Origin of the sequence: Mesorhizobium sp. YC-39 (genome assembly GCF_025753795.1) — a bacterium.
In the GTDB taxonomy this organism is placed as follows: Bacteria; Pseudomonadota; Alphaproteobacteria; order Rhizobiales; family Rhizobiaceae; genus Mesorhizobium.
This window is the reverse complement of sequence record NZ_JAOWPS010000014.1, coordinates 35,604-56,445: the sequence shown is the minus strand read 5'-3', so window position 1 is coordinate 56,445 and position 20,842 is coordinate 35,604. Positions and strand designations below refer to the sequence as shown.

The following is a 20,842-nucleotide window of genomic DNA, read 5'->3' as shown; positions in this document are numbered from 1 at the left end:
GCAACCCGCTTGATTGCCGTCGGCCGATCCGACGGCTTCTAGGCCACCGAAACTCTCCTGGACCCCGGCGCCCGACATTTGCCGACAACGGTTTTACGTTGGCAGCCGGTCTTCTCGGATCGCGACAAGGATCGTAGCCTAGGGCGTCGTTTGTCGATGATAGATTGGCCTCAAAAGGGCATCTTTGAAACTGGCGGCGAGTCTGCGCACAGCGCGACCGCTGACGACTTTTGCATCCAAGGATGATCGGGGAGTTTCGTGCCAGCGAAGTATATTTCGTCACCATTGTATATCCTGGTTAAGATTCACAGAACGGTCCCGGGTGAGCTGACCTTCTCTGAACTCCTGTCGTCTTGGTACGCAATAAAATGCTTTCGACAGGCATTACCGACTGGCATCTTGGAGAGACGAACCAGCAACAAAAACGACTAGGAAGTGGAGAGACGGAGTTCGCTCTGCCGCTTACTCACAATCAGCCGGCGAGCCGAAAGCAATCGGACCAATCTCGTTGTAATATATGTCTCTCCAATATTTTCCAACATCAACAGCGATTCCGTTGCGAATTGCATCAATGCTCGGCGACGATCGCGCACTGGAGCGCCGGCCTCCGTGCGGAGCTGACGTTGGATGAATTTGTCGCAACAAATTGATGCAGGGTTTGGTAGATCGAAATACGGGCAGAGAGCCCCAACTGTCGCATAGACCGATTCCTTGGCGCACGTAATTCCGGCAATCTCAGGGGTTGTAGGCAGCCGGAAACATCTACCGATCAAAGTCATCGAGATTGGTTGTATCGAGTGGATTGCCTCAATAACGCTCTTCTTGCCATTGGCTGCCGATCCCGATTGCATGCCGTCCCTCAGTCCGAAGCGTAAATCGACGTTCAGCCTTTTGACTCGCCCTAATCTCCGATCTTGTCGTGAAGCTATCATCGTCGGCGATTTGCGGTTGTGAAGTTGCGTGAATTTACTGTAAACGGCGGTTAATGCGCTTGGTGGATCTTGGGTGAAAGCGGTGGCGATGAAGAAAGCGCCGCTCACTTGATTTCGGCAGGTCTATCCATTCTACGACCTGTCCGGACAAGGACGCCCCAGTTCCGAGCCAGGAGGGCGCCATCGTGAATAGAATATCAGGCTAACGCACGTATACATCTTGGCGATGACATCTCGGCGTTGTGGCCTCTGTCAGCGAGGAGAAGGTCTGCCGTCGCAGCCGCCCCAGGATGTCCGCCTAGGTCGTGGTCGAGTAGGTCAGCCATTCGGCTTTCGCCCTCACAGATCCGGGCGGGCGGATTTCCCGCACCAAATGTGCTCGAACACATTTGGTGCGTAATGTGGCTTCGGTAGAGATGTGGCGTCGGCCGCCGCGGGCCAGAGGTGGCAGGCCGGTGAGAACGCCGAGCGCCACACAACAAAGCGGGCACAGGGACCGAAGCAAGTCCATCAGCGCAGGTTGATCACGCCATCGTTTTGAGATCTTGCCGAGACTCGGCGCTTCGCATTTTTCGAGCGCCTTAGCCTTGGTCTCGAAGTCGACCTCTGCATAGACGTTCGTGGTCCAGCGAGACGTGCCCGAGCCATCCGCGGACTGTGTTGATGTCGACGCCTGCGCGCAGGAGATGGGTCGCCGTGGTTTGGCGGATGGAGTGAGGGCTTACGCGCTTTCTCGCCAACGACGGCATTTTGCCGACGACCTTGAGGCCATAACGCTCGACGGCGGTATGGATCCCGAAGCGAGTGATGGGTTGGCCGCAGCGATTGAGGAAGACGGATCGAGAAGGGGCTCCGTCAGGCGACGAGTGTCCGTAACTCGACGACGGTGGCGGTCCACAATGGGGCAGTATCGCCGCTTGCCGCCCTTGCCATGGATTTTGACGCTGGGGGCGTTCAGGTCCGGGTCCGCCACCTTGACGCCGAACGCCTCTGACGCTCTTGCACCAGTGTTGTAAAGGAACAGCAGCAGGGCGTAGTCGCGCCGACCCTGCTCCGTCCGCCGATCTGGAGCGGCGAGCAAGGCGTCGATCTCCGCCTTTTCGAGGTAAGGAACGACCGCCTGATCGGTCTTCTTGAACGGGATCGAACGGATCTGGCCCGACCATTCGATGTGGACGGGGCTAGCTCACCGACAAAGCCAGCGAACGCCCGAACGGCGGCAAGACGTTGATTGCGGGTGGCGATCGAACAGCGACGCGTCACTTCGATATCGGTTAAGAAGGCGCGGATTAGCTCGGCCGATAGATCGACGACATTCAGGCGATCAATAGACTTGCCGACCCGCTGCACAACGAACGGAGAAGCTGACATAATCCGTCGCGGTAACCCTGCTGGGTGTTGCGGGCGAGATTGCGTTCGGCAACCACGTGTTCGAGTAGGAACCTCCGGATCCAGGAGCCAAGGAGCGTCGCGTCGCGCATTGGGCATCTCCATGGCGTAATGCTCGAAGCGCGCGCTGGCCTCACACAGGTCCCGGGGCTAGGGTTAGGTATCGCTGCGTGCCCGAGATGTTGACCAAGTTAGGTGGAGAGCTTGGGCAGAAGCCGTTGGACGTCGGCGCCTTGGCGATAACCAGGAGAGGAGGCGGTGAACTGCAAAACTGTGCCTTCGCGGTCCACCGCCTCACGATGTGGGCAGAGGAAGGCGTCGATATACACGCCAAGTTGCCCATGCTGTCAGCCTATCTGGGCCATCAGAACCTCCTTGGCACCGAGGTCTACCTGAAGGCGACACCACAACTGCTGGAGTTGGCCAGTACCCGGTTCGAACAGCATCTGCGATGCGCGCGCCAACCCCGATGAGCTATTACCGTCACTGGCTGGATTTGGCCCCTCGTCGAGCCGAGACGGGTTTGCGCGATCTCATTCAGAAGCTGGCTCTCGGCAACACACACTACGGCTACCGCCGGATTGGAGCCCTGCTTCGGCGCGAGGGGTGGCAAGTCAATCACAAATGCGTTCTGCGGGTCATGCGTGAAGACAATCTGTTGTGCCTGCTAGATGTAGCGTGGCCGACAATGGCACTCGTGTTTCCGAAGGATCAGAGACGGTTCTCAGGGCGTCCGCAATGCGAAAGTACCGGAAAGTGTCTTCAACAGTTCGTCTCGAGTGAGCCAAACTAGCCAGTCATCATGGCTTATCCCTAGGGCAGGCAAGCGCAGGATGGACCCGTACTCTCGATGCTGATATCCGTAGCGATCCACTACACCTTTTTCGATGTTCCAGCCGGCAACTAGCGCGTAAATCAAATCTGGGGACCATCTAGCCCATGCGAGCCCCAATGCGAGGCGACCAACAAAGCTCGTGAGGTTGCGGCCTCGAAAGTCCTCCCGCAACCACACGTCGCCATGATATGCTATCAGCCCCTTTATGGCCTCAGCCGTCGGCGCGGTGCAACTGCACGAGGAACTGGGCCCGGCTTTGAGGTCAGGGTCGTCAAAACAGCCTTTGAGCGATCTAAGATGCTCAGCAAGGCTGGTGTCGGATATATCGTCTAAACGCATCGCTTGCACATGCGCTATACTTCCTTCCCGATCCCGACCGACGATCCAAAATGCCTTTCCAGGTGAGAGAGCAGAACAGTCCGGACGGAAGTGTGGAGTGGTCGGCGGCTTTCCGGGCAGTCCGTTGGTGATTCGAACATACTCGTCAAAATTGTCGCCGGTCGTAATTCGAAGGCCGGACTTGCGCGCCAAGTCGTCTAGTGCCCAGATGCAATTTGACAGTTCCAGTATCGTGATTTTATCGTTCATATCCGATACCCCCTCCGCTCAGAGGAGTTAAGTAACATAAAAAATCTGGCTTATTCGACGAAAGCAATGGTATCTGGATAATCGCTTATATTAGCATATCTGTGCGTTATCTCTTCACCAACTTCTATGTCCTTCAGTGCTATGATGATTGCCCATGTGCCCGTATCTTCGTCGATCCATACTATTTGTGAATTAGGGTTATATGAATGATTTACTAAAGAAATTAGCCCGAAAACAACATAACCGGAGAATCTATTCTTTATAGAATTAGGAGTTTGCCGAACGAAATAGTACTCGAATATCCCTGTGCGCTCCAATAGCTTTTCATCTGATCTGTTAAATACCCATGTCGGGGCTCTTTCAATTACATCGCCGACTTTGAAGGGGATATTGGCAAATACGCCGCGGCCCTTTTGAGGAACATTCCTTACGTATATGCGGTTTCGCCGGTCACCGATTGCTAAGGTCATCGCGGTCTTCCTTCTCTGTACTGCTCATTATGGGCCTAACAGGCACTAAGGTCCCGCGGTGCTTCCTCGCTAATGCGCTCGGCGAGTCCACATCGGCCAATCTAGGGTATCGGCAACACCGCTCTGCCTACCCGGTAACTGGACACCTCCCGCCGAGACCAATAGATAACCGGATGGGCAGTGCGCATTTCGGACCACTCCAGGCCTTCGTTTCAAGAAGTCATTTCTTTGCAGCGAAACTGGCTTCCCACGTGCGAGGCTTCAGCCGCTTGATTTCATAGCGACCCCGAGCCTGGTCCGCCTGCGGGAAGCGCATGGATCCCGATTAAAGAAAAGTCATTAAAGAATAACTTCTGATCTTTTAGAAAAGACTCGTTCATGTTTCATCATTAGCAATGTAGTTATCCGCCGCCGCCGCGAGTTTCCTTCAGGGTTTCCTTGTGCGGCCATCTTCGGGAGTCTCAGCGCCGCCAAAGCTATCACATCTCCTCGGTGCATCATGTTATGTTAAGTGAAGTTCAGGTTACGTCATTTCTCGAAAACGTAATGCTGTAAACATAATTTGGAGGTTCAGCAGATGGACTGAGCTTTGGTGAGTAAACTCCGCACGTCGGTGAGCGGGGACGGCAAACGTCGCGCTCGATCGCGAATTGTTGACCTCGCGCGCGGATTGCCGCGCTACAAGGCGCCCGTCATCCGTGCCTGTTAGCCGATGGCGACGACAAGGCTGGAATCCTTGGTCAGGTCGAGATGGCTGGAGGTCGTCAGCGGCGTGATGACGCGCAGCGCTCGCGGCAGCACGATGAGCACATGACCTGACCACTGTGCAGACCGAGCGCCTTCGACGCCCCCCATTGGCTGCGGTCTACCGACTAGATGCCGGCCCGCACGATCTCCGCAATGGCCGTCGAGAATTTCACCAGCAGACCGGTCAACAGGCGGCGAATTTCAGTGTCAGTAGATTGCAGCCGCCGCGGAGTTGAAACCAGCTAGTTCTTTAGTCCCGGCATTTGATGGACTGGATCGAAGGAACCGTTTGGGCTCTTTTGCCCATGTTCTGCAAATGAACTCATAGGGTGTGAGGCCTTTGAGGGTCTTGAGCCTGCACGCGAAATTGTAGGCTGAGATGAAGTCTGCGAGGTGTCGGCGCAGCTGATCGTGATGTCATAATGGAAGCGCTTGACGGTCGCGTCCTTGATGGTTCTGTTCATCCGTTCGACCTGGCCGCTGGTCCAGGGATGGTTGATCTTTGTCAGCCTGTGCTCGATGCGATGTTGGTCGCAGATGCCGTCGAAGATGTGCTGGGGCGCGTGCTGGTCGCAGGTCCGGTTGGTGAACTGGATGCCGTAGCACCTACGGAAGGAATGAGCGGAGGCAGCCGAGACAGCGGTGCGCGCAGCTTTTCGCTGCAAGCGCGCACCGCTGAAGGCGGCCATGGCCAGTCAAGGTTTCTCTAGAATGTGAGTGTTCACAACCCATTCGGAGAGACCGACCATGACCAGCGTACATATTATACCCGCCGATGCGGTGTTGGTAGCCATCGACATTGCCAAGGTTCGCAATGAAGTTCTGATCGAAGACCCAAGCCATAAACGTCGCCGCCGGCTGCAGGTCCTCAACAGCCGTGCAGAGCATGACCGTCTGATCGAGATCCTTCAGGCCTATGGCAGACCCGTGATCTGCGCCTTCGAGGCGACCGGGAACTATCACCGGCCCATTGCATGGCGCTTGGCTGAAGCCAGTTTCGAGGTGCGGCTGGTGTCGTCGCTGGCACTCGCCCGAACCCGTGAGGCTTTGCACAACAGCTGGGACAAGAACGATCCCAAGGATGCGCAGGTGATGCTGCACATGCTCAAGATCCAGGCGACCCAGCGCTACCATGATCCACTGCGCGCCGGCATCAACGATGTGCAGGAGCTGTCGAAGACCCATGAAGCGATCGCAAGGGCCAAGACCGAGATACAGCACCGCATCCTGACGCATTATCTGCCGCTATATTTCCCCGAGATCGATCGCTTCCGGGGAAACAGTCGCAGCGATTGGTTCTTCGCTTTCCTCGATGCCTTTCCGACACCGGCAGGTATCACGACGCTGACGAAGGAAGAGTTTGTGACAGCCGCGTGGGATGTCGTCGGCCGCAAGGTCAGCAAGACGCAGATTCTGATGGATATTTACGAGACGGCACGCACATCGATCGGATTGCCGTTGCCGCTTGATGCCCCTGCCATTTGTATGTTCCGGATGGTCATTGCCGAAGCACGCAGCCTGATCCGGCAACGCAATGAGATCGAAACGCAGGCCGACGAACTGCTGCGGCACAGCCAGGATTACCAGCTCCTGCGACAGATCCCGGGCATCGGGCCGATCAACGCGTTGACGATCATTGCCGAAGCCGGCGATTTGCGCCGCTTCCATCATCACCGCCAGTTTCTCAAATTCTGCGGGCTAGATCTCTCAACCCAGCAGTCAGGCCAATATCGCGGCCAGACCCGCCTTTCCAAATTCGGCAATGCTCGGCTGCGCCGAACCCTATGGATCGCCGGGCAAGTCGCCATCCGTCAGCGTGAGAATGGCTTTCGACACAAGTTCGAACGCTACATCGCGAGGGATCGCGACAATCCCGATCTGCGCCGCAAGGCGATGACCGCAATTACTGCCAAGATGGCCCGCGTCGTGCACGCTGTCGTCAAAGGCGGTTCAGACTACCGGCCCTTCGTCGAAGGGCGGGTGCCAGGTGGAAGGACCTCTGTCAGCTAGGGCCGTGAGGGCATCGCTTCGATGACCCTGTAGATAATGTTCGGGTCTTCCACCTGGATCAGAAGCTCGTGTTGAGGACGGTGAGGGCCGCCTTCGTGCGGACCCTGTGTTTGCTATGGACGAGACCTTTTCCCTCATAAGTGGAAGCCGCTTGGTTCGATCACCCAACTTGACGAGCGTCACGCGGCGAGAGCATGCTGGCGAACAGAGAGACTTTGACTGTCTGCCCCATTTCCTTCCGCGCTTAGGACGTTGTCGGTCAGAATGGTATGGATGGCATAGGGCACGGCCGCAATCAGGTTGCGAAGGAACTGGCCCATCAGCATCTTGCCCGCCGCCTCGTGCAGCTCCGCATAGGCGAACTTGGACGTCCGGTCGATAGCAACGAAGAGGTGCAGCTTGCCTTCGGCGGTCTGCACCTCGGCGATATCGATGTGGAAATAACCGATCGGATAGGCCTTGAACTTCTTCTTCGCCGGCTTGTCGCCCTCTACGTCCGGCAAGCGACCGATGCCGTGGCACTGCAGACAACGATGCAGTGACGAACGCGTCAGGTGCGGGATCGTGGGTTGTAAGGCATAGAGGCAGTCATCGAGTGGCAACAGAGTGTAGCGCCGGAAGGCGACGATGACGGCCTCCTCCTCAAGCGAGAGCACTGTCGATCTCGGCTCCCTCGGACCGGTCGGCAGATCGGCCACCGAGGTCCGCTCCCGCCATTTGGCGACGGTCTTCTGGTTGATCCCGTAGCGTTTGGCCAGCGCCCTCAGGCTCTCTTGATGGGGTTGTCTAATCGCAGCTTGGGCGTCAAGCATCTATCGCGTTGATACGGCGCTTGCCGGGTGCATGGTTGTCTTCGCGGTCGACATCGGCCGCCGCATGATGGAGCTTTCGCGGGACGAGCCTTCAATGTGGACGACGCACTTTGCTGAGACAGCGGTGCAACCCCATCAGCGGAATGGCTCGGCTCACGTCCCGGCAGGGACGCCTCAGGCGCTCAGATTCTGAACGCTATCTGGATTTACGCCGCGGCTCCTGCACTCGGATTGAAGAGCTCGCCAGTCTTGAGCATCGTGTGCATGATCACCGCCAATTTGCGCGCCACGGCCACGGCGGCTCGTTTGAGGCCGATCCTCTCCCGGAGCTTTAGACCCCATGTACGTAGGCTGCTTTCGGTCGAACAGCGTGTCAGGATGACCGCGGCGGCTTCGTAGAGAAGCCCTCGCAGATGTCGATCCCCGCGCCGGGATATATGGCCGTCATAATCGACTTCTCCCGATTGGTATCGGCGGGTTGTCAGGCCGATCCAAGCAGCGACAGAGCGGGACTTCTTGAAGTTGTTTGGATCCTCAATGGCGGTGACGAAAGAGGTCGCGGTGATCACGCCGATGCCGGGGATCGACATGAGGGTGCGGCAGGCTTGGCTTTGACGAGCATCCGTAACCAGTTGGCGCCCGAGCTCGGCGGCGCGAATGCGAATGCCGCGCCAGGCCTCCAACATTGGTATCACGATCGGAGCAAGTTCGCTCTGATCGATAAGAAGGCTCCGGACATTCTTTTCGAATGTAGTTCCCTTACCTGCTGGGACGAGCAGGCCGAACGTTTTCATGATCCCGCGGATCTGGTTGGAAAGCTCGACGGTGATCCGGACCAATCGGGTGCGTGCTGCCACGAGCGTGCGGGTCAACATACTGTCGAAGCCTTTCACGCGCACCTCGCGAAAGAACCCCGCTTCAGCAAGATGCGCCAAACCATCGGCGTCATTCGCATCCGTCTTGTTCGCCGCCATATCGAGAGCGGCTTTGGCATGGCGCGCATCGATGCAGATGGCTGGCAATCCTTCGGCGCGCAACGCATGATAGAACCACACCGACAGCGGGCCGGTTTCGAACACGACACGCTTTGCGGCCGGCGCCCGCTTGCGGACAAGCTCGGCAATGATGTTGGGATCAGATGCGCACTTTCCGCGCCAGATCCGTTCGCCTCCACGGCGGATCGACACCGCCGTCTCTTTCATCGACACGTCGAGACCGATATATTCTGTCATGGCTGTTCTCCGTTGCTGCTGGGCCCGGCATCCAGTCGTGAGCCCGTTTTCCATCTTATCGGGGAACAGCCACCCTCCAACGCTATGATCGGCTCCAGGGCACGTCGCTCCCGCGATTACCCCATGTGGACGGCGCCCGCAACGGCATCATCCTCGTGAGAGGCCGTGCCAAGATGGCTGCTGTCGAGCACTCATCTGAAAGGAGCACCGTCCATGGGCAATATTACCACCGATCTCAGCGCTGTTGCTACTATTGGCCTCGATCTAGCCAAGCATGTCTTCCAGGTTCACGCGATCGATGCTGCAGGCCGCGTCGTCACGACCCGAGCGCTGCGGCGGAAGGATGTTCTGGCATTCTTTGAATCTTTGCCATGCTGCCTCATTGGCTTGGAAGCGTGTGGCTCGGCCCATCACTGGGCTCGCGAACTCATGAAGTTCGGCCATGACGTGCGGCTGATGCCGCCAGCCTATGTGAAGGCTTACGTGCGTCGCCAGAAGAACGATGCCGCTGATGCAGCAGCCATCTGCGAGGCGGTGACGCGCCCGTCGATGCGTTTTGTGCCGGTGCGATCGGTCGGGAACCAGGCGGCGCTCATGCATCACAAGGTGCGCGACCTTCTGGTGGCCCAACGCACCCAACTGCTCAATGCCCTTCGCAGCCATCTGGCCGAAATCGGGATCATCGCCGCCCAGGGACCGAACAACGCACGCGCCTTGGCTACCCTCATCATCGAGGGTAACGACATGATCCCGGCAGCTGTGCGTTCCGCACTGTTGCCTTTGGTGCGCCAATTGGCCGAGCTCGATGATGAGATCAGGCAGAGCGATCAGGCAATTATCGCCTTCGCCAAAGCTGATGAAACGGCACGCCGTCTGATGACCGTTCCGGGCATCGGCCCCGTTACTGCCTCCGCGCTTGCGGTGAGCGTCCAGGATATCTCCGCCTTCTCAGGTCCACGCGAGTTAGCTGCCTTTTTAGGGCTCACGCCACGGCAGAACTCCTCCGGCGGAAAGGCACGGCTGGGACGCGTCTCCAAGATGGGGAATCGATATTTGCGCAAGCTGCTCGTGGTCGGCGCTCAAGCCGTTCTGTTCCATCGCAAGCGTTCCGGCGATGCGTTGAGAAACTGGGCGGATCGCCTGATGGAAACCAAGCCATTCAAGCTTGTCGCCGTGGCGACCGCAAACAAACTCGCCCGTATCGCCTTCGCAGTCATGCGCGACGCAACACATTATGCCGGCACGCCGGCGTAACAGCAGCATCGGCTGAGGCCGTGAGCCGGAATCGAGGGTGACAATGACGTGATGGGAACAGACGAGGACAAATCCTGAAAGCCTGCAGCATAGTCGGAGCTTCGAGCTCGCTCTCTTGATCAGGCCAAAGGATCAGCGGATACCATCAGGGCCAGCGGTCACAAGACCGCAGCAACAGGCCGGAGACATGACCGCACCCGCGACCATCCCATCGCTGAAAACAAATCCTTGATCAGCGGGCGCCGTCCAGAAATGACTATTCTGCATTGCTCGACGGATTGCCTCTGTCGTCGTGGCGCGGCCGTGTAGAACCTGTCGCATAGCGCATCCTTCCATTCGGAAGAAAACATCGCGCCATTAAAGTGCGGGATCAAACAGCTAGTCTCTCGTGTTCCCTGTCAAGGCTGAAGGCGAGAGGGAACAACTGGTTGGCGCGAGTGTGCAAAGCAGTCGGATTGCTGGAACTGCACGGGGTCGGCAATGGAGCTCAGAGACGACGGTTGATCAGACTCTCATCCGCGGGTTCGATACCGCCTTCCGTGTCTTCGTCTCGGGGCTTTTCTCGGGTCAAAAGGGCGGGCGTCGGGCGGATGCTTTTGCGGCTGGCCGACCGGCTTGCGGCTCCGATCCACGATCCGCGTCACCCCGCAGCGGGGGGGCACGCCATGGCCGACATCCTGCGCGCCCGCATCTTTGCGATCGCCTGCGGCTACGAGGCCCGAACATCTGCCGCGTGAGCGCGTGGTGATAGCCGCGCCGGCGAACTGCCCGTGTTGCGGTTCGGGCAGGCTGGCCAAGCTTGGCGAGGATGTTACCGAGACGCTGGAGGTGATCCCGCGCCAGTGGAAGGTGATCCAGACCGTGCGCGAGAAGTTCTCTTGCCGCGAATGCGAGAAGATCTCGCAGCCGCCGGCGCCCTTCCATGTGACGCCGCGCGGCTTTGCCGGGCCGAACCTTTTGGCGATGATCCTGTTCGAGAAGTTCGCCCAGCACCAGCCGCTGAACCGGCAGAGCGAGCTATGCCCGCGAAGGCATCGACCTCAGCCTTTCCACACTGGCCGACCAGGTTGGCCCTGTGCCGCGGCGCGGATTCTGGCGAAAGGCAAGACCTATACTGGGCGCATCTGGACCTACGTCAGGGATGACTGGTCGTTCGGCGGGACATCGCCGCCGGCGGCACTCTACTATGCCTCGGCGGCAGGAACATCCCGAGCGTCATTTGCGGAGCTTCACCGGCATTCTGCAGGCCGATGCCTATGCCGGTTACAATCCGCTGTTCAAGATGGACCGTGACCTCGGCCCGCTGACCCAGGCGCTGTGCTGGGCGCATGCGCGCCGCAAATTCTTCTTGCTTGCCGACATCGCCACGAATGCCAAGCGTGGAAAGAACGCCGCGCCGATCTCGCCGATCGCGCTTGAGGCGGTCAAACGCATCGACGCCTTGTTCGATATCGTGCGCGAGATCAACGGGCTTTCCGCAGGCGAACGTCTGGAACGCCGGCAGGAAAGCCGTCTTCTCGCCACCGAACTTGAGGCCTGGATGCGGGCAGAGCGGGCAAGACTGTCGCGCAGCTCTCCGGTCGCTGAGCCAATCGACTATATGCTGAAGCGCTGGGAAGGGTTCACGACCTTCCTCGGCGGTGGCCGGATTTGCCTGACCAACAACGCGGCCGAACGCGCGCTGCGTGGTTTTGCTCTCGGCAGAAAAGCTTGGTTGTTCGCGAGCTCCGATCGCGGTGACGAATCGCAAAAAACGGATCCTTCGAAGATATCTTCGCATTCGTCACGCAGAAGATTGCCCAATACGTGGCGCCGTTCAAAATCCATGCAGCAGAGCGCGCCGGCGCGCTGACATGCGTTGAGGAACAGCAGTATCGCAATGTGCTTCTCCCAAACGGTGACGTCACGCGACTGGCTGCCGTGGTTCGATGATGTTAGGATCGACGCTTCCACCCCTGCTACTCAGAGGTCGCACGCGAATGAGCGCTTCGGCGGGGATTAACTCGATGATATCGGGATGGACCTCGCCCAAGACTACGAACCGAATCGCGGCAATGTCTGCGTCGACCAGTTGACGAACCAAATCGAGATGCTTGTCTCCTACGAGGCGGCTATTCATGTGTGTGCCATCATCGAGAACATGGACCACGAATACCCTCGAGCGAAGCGCTTGCAAGCGTTGCAGATCTCGCCTCTTCATGCCTACAAGCGTCGTGAAAATCCGGATGCCATGGCCTCTGGCGTAAGCGTGCTCCACCATTTCGGTGCAATCCGGATTGATCCAAGGCTCGGAGTAGCCGGCAAAACTAATGTCGACGGAAGTCGGTACGCGGGCCAGACATCGCCTGAAATCTTCAAGACGAAGATGCTTCAGAGGAGAGACTGCTCTTTGCCGGCGGGGCGAACTTGTCCTGCGGACAATATGAACATCCGACGATGCAACCTGTCGTCCTCGTTATTTCCAAAACCGTGCCGCCGGGGATGGCAGAACCCAATTCCTTTAAAATCACAGGATATGACTCCACTTTTCTGGGGCTCTTTAATTGGCCACTCCAGAATAATCACCGAAACCCAGCCCAAAATTATAACTCTCCCGATATCCGTCTACGAAAGATTATACTATTTTCATAATAAAACTGACAGCGATTTTCTGACTTCCTTAGAGAATCTTGGTCGAATAGAACCTTCCGAATGAACTCTATCAACTTCGCGTTGGGCGGCAATCGACCGCCTCCTCCCTCGGTTTTCCGGTTGGCCGCCGAACGACCTTTGGGCGCATCGACGGCACGGGCAGGACTGCGCAATCGCAATCTGTCGAGCGTCAGCCGTTGCGGAAGGTATAGCTGTAGCCGTTGATCGCCGGCGCGCCGCCAAGATGTGCGTAAAGGATCCTCGACCCCCCTGGAAAGAAGCCTTTCTGGACGAGGTCGATCATCGCTTGCATCGATTTGCCCTCATAGACGGGATCAGTAATTATGCCCTCGAGCCGCGCGCACAGACGGATGGCATCCTTGGTTTCCTCGGACGGAACGCCATAACACGGGTACGCATACTCCTCGAATAGCACCACGTCGTCTTCGACAATTTCCGTTTCGAGATCGACGAGCTTCGCTGTTTGTTGGGCAATGTTTAGCACCTGCGCCTTGGTTTGGGCGGGGGTGGCAGAGGCATCGATGCCGATCACGTTGCTCTGTCGACCGTCCTCGGCGAACCCGACAAGCATGCCGGCATGCGTTGACCCTGTGACCGTGCAAACGATGATGTAGTCGAAGGCAAACCCAAGCTGTTTCTCCTGAGCGCGCACCTCCTGCGCAAACCCCACATAGCCGAGGCCGCCCTTTTCGTGAACAGACGCCCCGGCTGGTATCGCATAGGGTGTGCCGCCCCTTGCCTTGACCTCATAGAGCGCTTTTTCCCAACTGCGGCGGATGCCGATGTCAAAGCCCTCGTCGACCAGGCGCACCTCTGCCCCCATGATGCGGCTCAAGAGAATGTTGCCGACCCGGTCGTAGACGGCATCGTCATGTGGCACCCAGCTTTCCTGAACCAGGAGACATTTCATGCCGATCTTGGCGGCGACCGCGGCGACCATCCGCGTGTGGTTGGACTGCACGCCGCCGATGGAGACCAGCGTATCGGCGTTTGACGCGATGGCTTCGGGTATGATGTATTCGAGCTTGCGCAGCTTGTTTCCGCCAAATGCGAGACCGGAGTTGCAGTCCTCGCGTTTGGCGTAGATTTCCACCTTTCCCCCTAGATGCTTGCCAAGGCGGTCGAGCTTCTCGATGGGCGTTGGTCCAAAGGTGAGCGGATAGCGTTCGAATTTTTCCAGCATGTTCTCTCCGGCAACACGTGATTGAGCTGACATTAGCTTCCACGGGTCATTCTAAAAGGCATGATTGATTTGAGGTTTAGCTGCCATCCTCCGACGTTCCAGAAGAGGCCCATCATTAGAGTTCCAGCGCCCCATTTCGTCATCGAGACCAAGCACCCGCATGGCTGCGTGCTGCGACAAGCTACTATGCCTATGGCACCGAACGGCTGCATTTCCTGAATTAAATAGAATGACCGAATTGTGGCCGCCCTCGACGTATCAAGCCCCGTATTCCTTGCAAGATCCGCTCAGTATTCATGGGTCATCCAAAGTATCCTCAGTACAGACCTTGTCATGGCGCTCAAGGAATCAGCAGCGATATGGCTAGCATTTGATCGAGCTGGCGTAAGTCTGCAGATTCGTTCGTCACCTCATTATGGTTCGGCGGCTGGTATCCACCTTCCTTGCAACTGCCGACATGCTCAGCCATTTGGCCAGCCCTGCTAGCGCAGCCAGACCGCCAGATCAGAAAGAGCACGCTTGCGAAGTAGGCTATTTGGAGGAGCAGCCAACAAGCCAGCGTCGTGACCACGACTGCGCGGATGGAATGAGAAGCGAAGTAGACAGTCAGAGCGTTGCTGCACAGGACCAGCCACAGGACGCGATAAAAGATTCTAAGGGGCAACGCCGTTCTCCTGGTTTGTGCGCCACATCATGCAGCGACCTTGTCGGCCGCGACATGCGTCTGGCAGTTCTTGGGGCAGACGCGGGCGCAAGCTCCGCAGCCGACGCAGCGACCTGGATGGTCGACGACCATGATCATGCGATTGAGCTCGCCGTCGAAGTCGTCGTCGTCCTCGCCGTCACAGGCGCCGAGGACTTCACCCGCGTCGTCGACGCCGTAGAGGTGCATGGCCTCGCGCGAGCAGACCTTGAAGCAGCGGCCGCAGCCGATGCAGGTCGTGCCATCGATAGCGGTGAGATACTCCGGCATCCATTTGGAGCCATCGCGGGTGACGAAAGCGCTGCTCATCGCGCATTCTCCAGTGCAGCGAGGTCCTTCTTGGCTGCGTCCCACTCGGCAAACACGGCGAACGTTTTGTCAGCAACTGCCTTGATCTCAGTCCAGTTGACCGGGAGGTCCTCGGCAAGGTCGTGCAATTCCATCTTCGCGGTGCCCGCACGCGACTGCAGCTTGCGAACTTTCTTCTGCAACGCCTCAAGGTCTGACATTGATCTTTCCTCGAAAATCGGTTTCATCACACCCGCACCACGTCGGGATGGGATTCAATGCAGTCGCATCGTCGACTGGTTTTGTACCGGCCCCAGTTCTAGGAACGTCTCGAAGCCGAACCTGTGGACGTTTTGGCAGAACGACCAACCGCCCGCCCCTGAATAGCACGCGCCCGAAGCCCTCATGGTTTTCATCTCCACGATTAGCGATGTCACCGGGCGCAAACGCTCCGCGATCGCAAGCTCGACGGCGGTGTAAAAGGTATCGAGCCTCCACAGCACGTCCGGATCGGGATAGCCCATGCCATGGATCGCAGGGCGCTTTTTCTGGTGACGATGAAGTCGGCCAGCAGCGTGGCGTCCGATCTACCTTCCCATGAGCCGTAGGATCCCTTGGCACGGGTCAGGCGCACGAGGCATTTGACGAACGGAGTGGCAAGCACAGCCTCATCCTCGTCGACAGCGGGGCTACTCGCAGCATCAGACATTTCATATTCTCCTCAATTTCTGTCCTCTTCCGCGAAGAACTCTTTCTTTTTTCGAAGACGGCTGCCTCGGGCACACTTGCGCAGCCGACGCCCGGCTCGGGGCGGCCAGTTCCAGGCAATTGATGCCTCGGTGGCCGAGCTTGGTCGTGTCTTCGACTGCAAGGCCTTCCACGCGGATCCGCGTCGAGCATCCCTTCCACCGTGATGCGGCCACAGGTCACCGCAAGATTCAAGCCTTGACCCTGTTGCAAACAATCCATCCTGTGCTGCACGGGGCCTGCTTGCGGCCACGCCAGGGAAATGGAGGAATTGGCCACTAAACATTCCGACCATCCCCCTATTTAAGTATTCTTCTCGCCCGGCCGCGCTTTGGCATCTCCGGGAAACTTTTTTTGCGGAGCCGCACAGAGAGCGCCGTAACAAACCTTCCCACCCCTGTAGTCGGCCAGGGCCTGCAGCAAATCCGGCAAAAGATGCTCTTTCAGTTCGTCCGGGATAGGCTCCGGACCGTCCAGCGACGTCAGTGCCAGTTCGACCAACTCGATCGCGCAATCGTTGTTGCCGTTCTCGTGATAGTACCGGGCGACCGCCGGATAGGACCGGAACTTGGGGCTGTCGCCTTGCGGGGGATTCAGTGCCAGGATGTGTTCGGACAGCTCCTTGCCCATCGCGAAGCGTTCAGCAGGGGGAAGGCGCGAATGATCATTGGCCGGATGGAAAAGTTGGTCCAGCGCCGAAACCATCCAATCCTCGGAGTTTTTGTCGATCGCGTCGCGAACCAATTGGCGCATCACGGGCAAGCCGGTCCACATGTCTTGTATTTTGTGAAGCAACAGATGCGCGTGAGCCAGGCGGAAATTGATGTCGTCCGGCATCAGGGCGATGCCCTCTTCGATTGCCCAGAGCGCCGTCCTCCAATCTTCCAACTTCACCGCCGACCAGAATCTGTCATCGATAGGCTTTTTCAACGCTTGCTCGCGCGCCATGGGTTCGCTTGTGGCGATCCGCTCCATATCGGCGGCTTTCGCTTTATCGCTGGCGCGCCAACTGCCGTTCAGCACTTCCGGCAAAACCTCATCGAGTTGGCTTGGATGACCGATAAAGGCGACGCGGCCGTCACGGTCGACCACGAACGAGGTCGGAATCCCGACGGAAAAGCTGGGTTCCCTCCAAAGCTTGTTCATTTCGCCTGTGAAGTCGAACCCGATCCGATAGTTCAGATTCGAGCACTTTTCGGTCAACCACGCTTCCAACTTGGTTCGGGCCTCAACTTCCGTTGGAGCGTCTTCATCCGCCGCTATCCCGACGACCTCAAGTCCGCTATCCTTGTATATTTCCTGGAACAGCATCAGTTGGAGCATCTCCGTCGAACATAGTCCGCACCAAGTAGCCCAAAATTCGACGACATACACTTTGCCGGACTGGAAGTTCGCAAGGGGCTCACCACGCAGCCAGCTCTCCACTTTGATCGAAGGAGCCGGTGACTCCATCCGCAATACCATCTTGCTCTCCAGAACTATTGCCACAGGTTGCGCGACTTTATGCGCGGGCTTGTTTCCCTCTTAGAGAGGGGCACAAGGGTTCAAAGAAAGGAGAGCGATCGTCTCGCGCATATGCATGCAGTCAGCCTTCACTCAGTGTTGCCACATCACAATCAGCAACGGTCAATCAGCAAAGGCCGTGCCAGCGCGCACAGCGCGCGTTAAGCGCATGATTTCGCATTGAAAAACCTTCACAGCGTCCAAGATGGCCGGTTTGTAGCGAACCTGACATTTTGACTGTCGCTGTCCGGTTGTGGACAAGCACCCCCGCGTCGCGGTCAGAAAAGTGTGGCTGCGGACGACTAAACATATATTTGAGCTTAGGGACAAGCAGAGGCCATCATGACTGTCTTGGCAACCATCAGGATCGTCATCATCGTCCACTAACGCCACCTCGCTTGAGCTCCTTGCCGTTCCGGTCCGGAGGCGGTAGCGGACCTCGCCATTTGCAAGGGGCCGCTTCATCCGTGCCCCTCCTGCGCCCCCTCCCCGCTTGCGATTGAATTCCTGGCTGGAGGAGTTCTTTACGACGAAGCCGGTTCAGCTGCGGCTCGTGAATACCGAATACCGAATCGTCAGATCTGACGACGATGATCGGGGCGAAAAGGTCAGGATGAGCGCCGGCATGTGCCGGCCGGTGAACTCTGCGGGAATCCTGCTTTGTGTTTATCTTCTGTGTTCCCGGTCCTCAGGTGCAACGGGAACTCATGGTGGGAATGTAAGCGTTGGCGGAATTGACAACCCAAAGACCGCTCAGTCGCCAGGCGGGGTCGGGCCGGACCAACGGGAAACGCTGAAGATGCCGCCGTCCGCACTAACCCGGGCTACCATCCCAGGCGATGACATGGGTGATGAGGGAAATCGTGATAACGCCAATACGAGCGGCTACGGTCCGAACGCGGCCTGCCGCGCTGAAGCGTCTCTCTTTCTCGACCTGACGCCGACCCGCGAAGCGGTGGTTTTGAGCGCATTGAGGACGCCTGGACTTTTGCCCGGCCGTTGGTCTGCGCGTAACGAATTGTCTCGGGCGGGCAGAAACCCCAAGAGCACGCTGGAGACGTGCGGCGATGTTCTTAGCGACGCGCTTGCAAAATGGCGCGAGGAACTTCGCGAAACCCGCGTTCGCCGCGACCTTTCTGCGACTTGGCATCAGGATAGCGATGCAGAGGGGTAGAGCTTCGAACGACATGCTGCACCTTGGGAACCCGTCAGCGGGCCAAAAACAGCGGCAATGGCGGCTTGCGAACTATCCATCTCGTCACGCCACCGAAGAGTCGCTCGCGCAGCCGACGGCTGCCATAAGCGCCCATGACAATCATGTCGGCAGACGTCTCGATTGCGTGCTGCGCGAGCACCGTGGCCACCGGTTTGCCGGCACTCGCTAGCCGGTCAACCGACACCCGAGCACCGTGCCGAGTGAGATAGGCAGCAATGTCGGCTCCCGGCTCGTCGCCGCTACCTGTACAGGTCGCCTCCGGATCGACGAGGGCCACACGAACTTCCTCTGCACCGGATAGCAGATCCAGCGCTTCCCGAACCGCACGGGACGCCTCGGCTCGCGCATCCCATCCGACCAGCACGCGCCGTGGCGACAGAGTAGCCTCAGAGCCGTTCGGCACGACAAGCACCGGCCTTCCCGTGTCAAACAAGCTGCCGTCGATAACTAAAGGTCCGAGACTAATGTCGTTGAGAAGTGCGGGGCCAACGATTGTCAGGTCGGTACAGAGCGCGCGCTGTCGCACCGCCTCACCGACGCTGGCCCGATCGCAGTTGGCAATATCGACATCATAGCACCGCCACGTGGCTCTCAGCAGTTTATGAATTTCCCTGGATGTTTTTTCCAGACTGGCCATGTCCTGGGAAAATGTCTCGATTTGCCTGTAGCGTTTTTCCAGTCTGGCAATGGCCTTTGCGTGTTGTTCAGGCCATTCGGGGATGCCATCGCCTGGCGGCGGAGGCGACATAACGAGCCGAGGAGGCGACATAATCAGGACGGACAGATATGCGCCGACCTCGGCGCACAAGCCGGCAGCTGTTCTGACATCCCGATCGGAGTGGTCAGCTCCCATTACACTGAGTAGGCTTTTGAAGGCCATCTGACTGCCTCTCCCTGAGTTTGTCGTGCCCGCAGGCGCGTTTCGAAGCCGCAAGACTTACCCTGGCCAGGACGCAGACGGGGAGTGGCACCCACCCCTGCCCTGTTTAGTCGTCCGGCTTCTCGAGCGAGTAGCCGGCCGACCTGACGGTGCGAATGATGCTGCCTGGCGAAGCCGCCTTCAGCGCCTTTCTGATCCGGCTTATATGGACGTCGACGGTGCGCGCACCGATATGGATATTGTCCGGCCAGGCCGCGTCGATCAGCTCGTCTCGGCTGAAGACCTTGCCTGGAGTCTCAAGAAACTGCCGCAGCAGGTTGAACTCGAGAGGTCCGAGATGGATGTCGTGGCCATTGCCGCGAACCCGGTAGGCATCGAGCTTCATCTCGAGGCCGCCGCAGCGGAGCCAACTGCCGTTTTCAATTCCGTTTGAACCTGGCTTCGGCAGCGCCAGCTTCGTCCGCAGACAGTCAAGCAGCGTGGCCGGCGCGATCGGCCGCACAAAGCTCTCGTCAATGCCTGCCTTCAACAGATCAAGGTGCTGGTTCTCGGCACCTGGCGCGATCAGGGCAATAACGGGCAGATCGCCGGTCCGTGGCTCGCCCTTGAGCCGGGCACAAATTGTTGAGCCTGTCGCGCTTGTTGGCCCGCAGTCCAGCACGACCGCCTGGAGCTCCCGATCATCGGCCAATGCGAGAGCGTCGTCCACGCCGCCTGCCGGCTCACTTGTGAAGCCGTCCACCCCCAGGATGTGGCTGAGGAACAGATACAACTCCGCATCTTGCGAACAGATCAGGACCAGTGGCTTCATCAGCGCTACCCCAAGAACCAAATCGGCCTCCACCGCCTCGGTGGAGTGGGCTGGCCATTGCCTGTCCTCAGAACCTGACATGATCCCCTTGCTTGAAAATCGGTTCCATCACGCCCGTGCCACCTCGGGATAGGTTTCAATGGCTGCGGTCGCATCGCTGGCCAGCTTCGTACCGGCCGCGGCGAGTTTCCATAACGTCTCGAAGCCGAACCGGTGGACGTCGCGCAGGGTCTTCGACAGAACGACCAACCGCCCGGACGTCAAAACGACGCGCCCGAAGCCCTCATGGCTCATCTCCATCATCGGCGATGCCATCAAGCCGGAGCGCTCCTCGATGGTTAGCCCGACGGCGGCGTAAAACATGTTGAGCCGCCACAGCACGTCCGGATCGGGATCGCCGATGATCGGGATCGCACGGAGCTGTTGCTTGGTGACGATGAAGTCGCCCAGCAGCTCGGCATCCGGTTTGCCTTCCCATGACCCGTAGGAATCCTGAGCACGGATCAGCCGCACGAGGCATTTGACGAACGAGGTGGCAAGGGCCGCCTCGTCCTCGGCGACAGCAAGGCTAACCGCGGCATCCATTTCGC

General features: G+C 58.3%; 18 protein-coding genes and 5 pseudogenes. 6 read left to right on the top strand and 17 right to left on the bottom strand.

The window, feature by feature from the left end; translation table 11 throughout:
• Window positions 1-428 precede the first annotated feature (428 nt).
• The 3 genes from OHD62_RS35890 to OHD62_RS35880 form a co-directional block, all read right to left on the bottom strand.
• Complete coding sequence (locus OHD62_RS35890; protein ID WP_412177459.1) at window positions 429-1,040, bottom strand: hypothetical protein; 612 nt, start codon at window positions 1,038-1,040, stop codon at window positions 429-431.
• 473 nt (window positions 1,041-1,513) lie between these two features.
• Window positions 1,514-1,726 (bottom strand): tyrosine-type recombinase/integrase, encoded by a 213-nt coding sequence (locus OHD62_RS35885; protein WP_412177462.1) that lies wholly within the window; start codon window positions 1,724-1,726, stop codon window positions 1,514-1,516.
• Window positions 1,654-2,013, bottom strand: coding sequence for a tyrosine-type recombinase/integrase (locus tag OHD62_RS35880; protein ID WP_412177458.1), 360 nt, complete (start codon window positions 2,011-2,013; stop codon window positions 1,654-1,656). Before OHD62_RS35880 ends, OHD62_RS35885 begins: the two co-directional genes overlap by 73 nt.
• 759 nt (window positions 2,014-2,772) lie before the next feature.
• Between OHD62_RS35880 and OHD62_RS33905 the strand changes: the two are divergent.
• Window positions 2,773-2,979: pseudogene (locus OHD62_RS33905) on the top strand (IS3 family transposase); the annotation flags it as partial.
• Window positions 2,980-3,045: 66 nt separating this feature from the next.
• Here OHD62_RS33905 and OHD62_RS33900 read toward each other — a convergent pair.
• The 3 genes and pseudogenes from OHD62_RS33900 to OHD62_RS33885 form a co-directional block, all read right to left on the bottom strand.
• Entirely contained in the window at window positions 3,046-3,744 is a 699-nt protein-coding gene (locus OHD62_RS33900) for a hypothetical protein (RefSeq protein WP_263791897.1), read from the bottom strand.
• A gap of 50 nt (window positions 3,745-3,794) precedes the next feature.
• Entirely contained in the window at window positions 3,795-4,214 is a 420-nt protein-coding gene (locus OHD62_RS33895) for an SET domain-containing protein-lysine N-methyltransferase (protein ID WP_263791894.1), read from the bottom strand.
• 989 nt (window positions 4,215-5,203) lie between these two features.
• A pseudogene (locus OHD62_RS33885) lies at window positions 5,204-5,560 on the bottom strand (integrase core domain-containing protein); the annotation flags it as partial.
• Window positions 5,561-5,708: 148 nt separating this feature from the next.
• On the opposite strand from OHD62_RS33885, the pseudogene OHD62_RS33880 reads away from it, so the two are divergent.
• Window positions 5,709-6,996, top strand: a pseudogene (locus OHD62_RS33880) (IS110 family transposase).
• Between the two features lie 226 nt (window positions 6,997-7,222).
• On the opposite strand, the pseudogene OHD62_RS33875 reads toward OHD62_RS33880, so the two are convergent.
• Both OHD62_RS33875 and OHD62_RS33870 read right to left on the bottom strand, forming a co-directional pair.
• A pseudogene (locus OHD62_RS33875) lies at window positions 7,223-7,783 on the bottom strand (IS481 family transposase); the annotation flags it as partial.
• A gap of 206 nt (window positions 7,784-7,989) precedes the next feature.
• Window positions 7,990-9,015, bottom strand: coding sequence for an IS110 family transposase (locus OHD62_RS33870; protein ID WP_263791890.1), 1,026 nt, complete (start codon window positions 9,013-9,015; stop codon window positions 7,990-7,992).
• Window positions 9,016-9,228: 213 nt separating this feature from the next.
• Between OHD62_RS33870 and OHD62_RS33865 the strand changes: the two genes are divergently transcribed.
• The 3 genes and pseudogenes from OHD62_RS33865 (at window position 9,229) to OHD62_RS33850 (ending at window position 12,964) form a co-directional block, all read left to right on the top strand.
• Complete coding sequence (locus tag OHD62_RS33865) at window positions 9,229-10,269, top strand: IS110 family transposase (protein WP_263791888.1); 1,041 nt, start codon at window positions 9,229-9,231, stop codon at window positions 10,267-10,269.
• A gap of 717 nt (window positions 10,270-10,986) precedes the next feature.
• A pseudogene (tnpC, locus tag OHD62_RS33855) lies at window positions 10,987-12,121 on the top strand (IS66 family transposase); the annotation flags it as partial.
• Between the two features lie 165 nt (window positions 12,122-12,286).
• Complete coding sequence (locus tag OHD62_RS33850) at window positions 12,287-12,964, top strand: hypothetical protein (RefSeq protein WP_263791887.1); 678 nt, start codon at window positions 12,287-12,289, stop codon at window positions 12,962-12,964.
• A 126-nt stretch (window positions 12,965-13,090) separates the two neighbouring features.
• Here OHD62_RS33850 and OHD62_RS33845 read toward each other — a convergent pair whose 3' ends face one another.
• The 6 genes from OHD62_RS33845 to OHD62_RS33820 form a co-directional block, all read right to left on the bottom strand.
• Complete coding sequence (locus OHD62_RS33845) at window positions 13,091-14,104, bottom strand: 1-aminocyclopropane-1-carboxylate deaminase (RefSeq protein ID WP_263791885.1); 1,014 nt, start codon at window positions 14,102-14,104, stop codon at window positions 13,091-13,093.
• Window positions 14,105-14,444: 340 nt separating this feature from the next.
• A complete protein-coding gene (locus tag OHD62_RS33840) occupies window positions 14,445-14,675 on the bottom strand; it encodes an exopolysaccharide production repressor protein (protein ID WP_412177461.1) in 231 nt (76 codons plus the stop codon).
• 120 nt (window positions 14,676-14,795) lie between these two features.
• Window positions 14,796-15,116 carry a ferredoxin III, nif-specific gene (gene fdxB, locus OHD62_RS33835; protein ID WP_263791881.1) on the bottom strand — a complete coding sequence of 107 codons (321 nt, stop codon included), beginning with the start codon at window positions 15,114-15,116 and terminating at the stop codon, window positions 14,796-14,798.
• Complete coding sequence (locus OHD62_RS33830; protein ID WP_263791932.1) at window positions 15,113-15,316, bottom strand: CCE_0567 family metalloprotein; 204 nt, start codon at window positions 15,314-15,316, stop codon at window positions 15,113-15,115. Before OHD62_RS33830 ends, fdxB begins: the two co-directional genes overlap by 4 nt.
• A 54-nt stretch (window positions 15,317-15,370) precedes the next feature.
• The gene (locus tag OHD62_RS33825; RefSeq protein WP_263791879.1) at window positions 15,371-15,619 is read right to left on the bottom strand and encodes a DUF269 domain-containing protein; all 249 of its coding nucleotides are present in this window, start codon (window positions 15,617-15,619) and stop codon (window positions 15,371-15,373) included.
• A gap of 526 nt (window positions 15,620-16,145) precedes the next feature.
• The gene (locus OHD62_RS33820) at window positions 16,146-17,306 is read right to left on the bottom strand and encodes a TlpA disulfide reductase family protein (RefSeq protein ID WP_263791877.1); all 1,161 of its coding nucleotides are present in this window, start codon (window positions 17,304-17,306) and stop codon (window positions 16,146-16,148) included.
• An 883-nt stretch (window positions 17,307-18,189) separates the two neighbouring features.
• On the opposite strand from OHD62_RS33820, the gene OHD62_RS33815 reads away from it, so the two are divergent.
• Window positions 18,190-18,519, top strand: coding sequence for a hypothetical protein (locus OHD62_RS33815; protein WP_263791874.1), 330 nt, complete (start codon window positions 18,190-18,192; stop codon window positions 18,517-18,519).
• 34 nt (window positions 18,520-18,553) lie between these two features.
• Here the strand turns inward: OHD62_RS33815 and OHD62_RS33810 are convergent, their stop codons facing one another.
• The 3 genes from OHD62_RS33810 to OHD62_RS33800 all read right to left on the bottom strand — a co-directional run bounded on the left by OHD62_RS33810 (window position 18,554) and on the right by OHD62_RS33800 (window position 20,837).
• Window positions 18,554-19,441, bottom strand: a complete 888-nt coding sequence (locus tag OHD62_RS33810; RefSeq protein ID WP_263791873.1) for a universal stress protein — start codon at window positions 19,439-19,441, stop codon at window positions 18,554-18,556.
• A 106-nt stretch (window positions 19,442-19,547) separates the two neighbouring features.
• Window positions 19,548-20,285, bottom strand: a complete 738-nt coding sequence (locus tag OHD62_RS33805; protein ID WP_412177457.1) for a response regulator transcription factor — start codon at window positions 20,283-20,285, stop codon at window positions 19,548-19,550.
• A gap of 75 nt (window positions 20,286-20,360) precedes the next feature.
• Entirely contained in the window at window positions 20,361-20,837 is a 477-nt protein-coding gene (locus OHD62_RS33800) for a NifX-associated nitrogen fixation protein (protein ID WP_263791869.1), read from the bottom strand.
• Between the last annotated feature and the right edge of the window lie 5 nt (window positions 20,838-20,842).

What these genes read in the sequence shown, in the direction of transcription:
- OHD62_RS33895 (WP_263791894.1), bottom strand. Translation starts at nt 4,214, where the DNA reads ATGACCTTAGCAATCGGTGACCGGCGAAACCGCATATACGTAAGGAAT.
- OHD62_RS33850 (WP_263791887.1), top strand. Translation starts at nt 12,287, where the DNA reads ATGGACCTCGCCCAAGACTACGAACCGAATCGCGGCAATGTCTGCGTC.
- OHD62_RS33820 (WP_263791877.1), bottom strand. Translation starts at nt 17,306, where the DNA reads ATGGTATTGCGGATGGAGTCACCGGCTCCTTCGATCAAAGTGGAGAGC.
- fdxB (WP_263791881.1), bottom strand. Translation starts at nt 15,116, where the DNA reads ATGAGCAGCGCTTTCGTCACCCGCGATGGCTCCAAATGGATGCCGGAG.
- OHD62_RS33825 (WP_263791879.1), bottom strand. Translation starts at nt 15,619, where the DNA reads ATGGGCTATCCCGATCCGGACGTGCTGTGGAGGCTCGATACCTTTTAC.
- OHD62_RS33900 (WP_263791897.1), bottom strand. Translation starts at nt 3,744, where the DNA reads ATGAACGATAAAATCACGATACTGGAACTGTCAAATTGCATCTGGGCA.
- OHD62_RS33830 (WP_263791932.1), bottom strand. Translation starts at nt 15,316, where the DNA reads ATGTCAGACCTTGAGGCGTTGCAGAAGAAAGTTCGCAAGCTGCAGTCG.
- OHD62_RS33815 (WP_263791874.1), top strand. Translation starts at nt 18,190, where the DNA reads ATGGGTGATGAGGGAAATCGTGATAACGCCAATACGAGCGGCTACGGT.
- OHD62_RS33810 (WP_263791873.1), bottom strand. Translation starts at nt 19,441, where the DNA reads ATGGCCTTCAAAAGCCTACTCAGTGTAATGGGAGCTGACCACTCCGAT.
- OHD62_RS33870 (WP_263791890.1), bottom strand. Translation starts at nt 9,015, where the DNA reads ATGACAGAATATATCGGTCTCGACGTGTCGATGAAAGAGACGGCGGTG.
- OHD62_RS33865 (WP_263791888.1), top strand. Translation starts at nt 9,229, where the DNA reads ATGGGCAATATTACCACCGATCTCAGCGCTGTTGCTACTATTGGCCTC.
- OHD62_RS33845 (WP_263791885.1), bottom strand. Translation starts at nt 14,104, where the DNA reads ATGCTGGAAAAATTCGAACGCTATCCGCTCACCTTTGGACCAACGCCC.
- OHD62_RS33800 (WP_263791869.1), bottom strand. Translation starts at nt 20,837, where the DNA reads ATGGATGCCGCGGTTAGCCTTGCTGTCGCCGAGGACGAGGCGGCCCTT.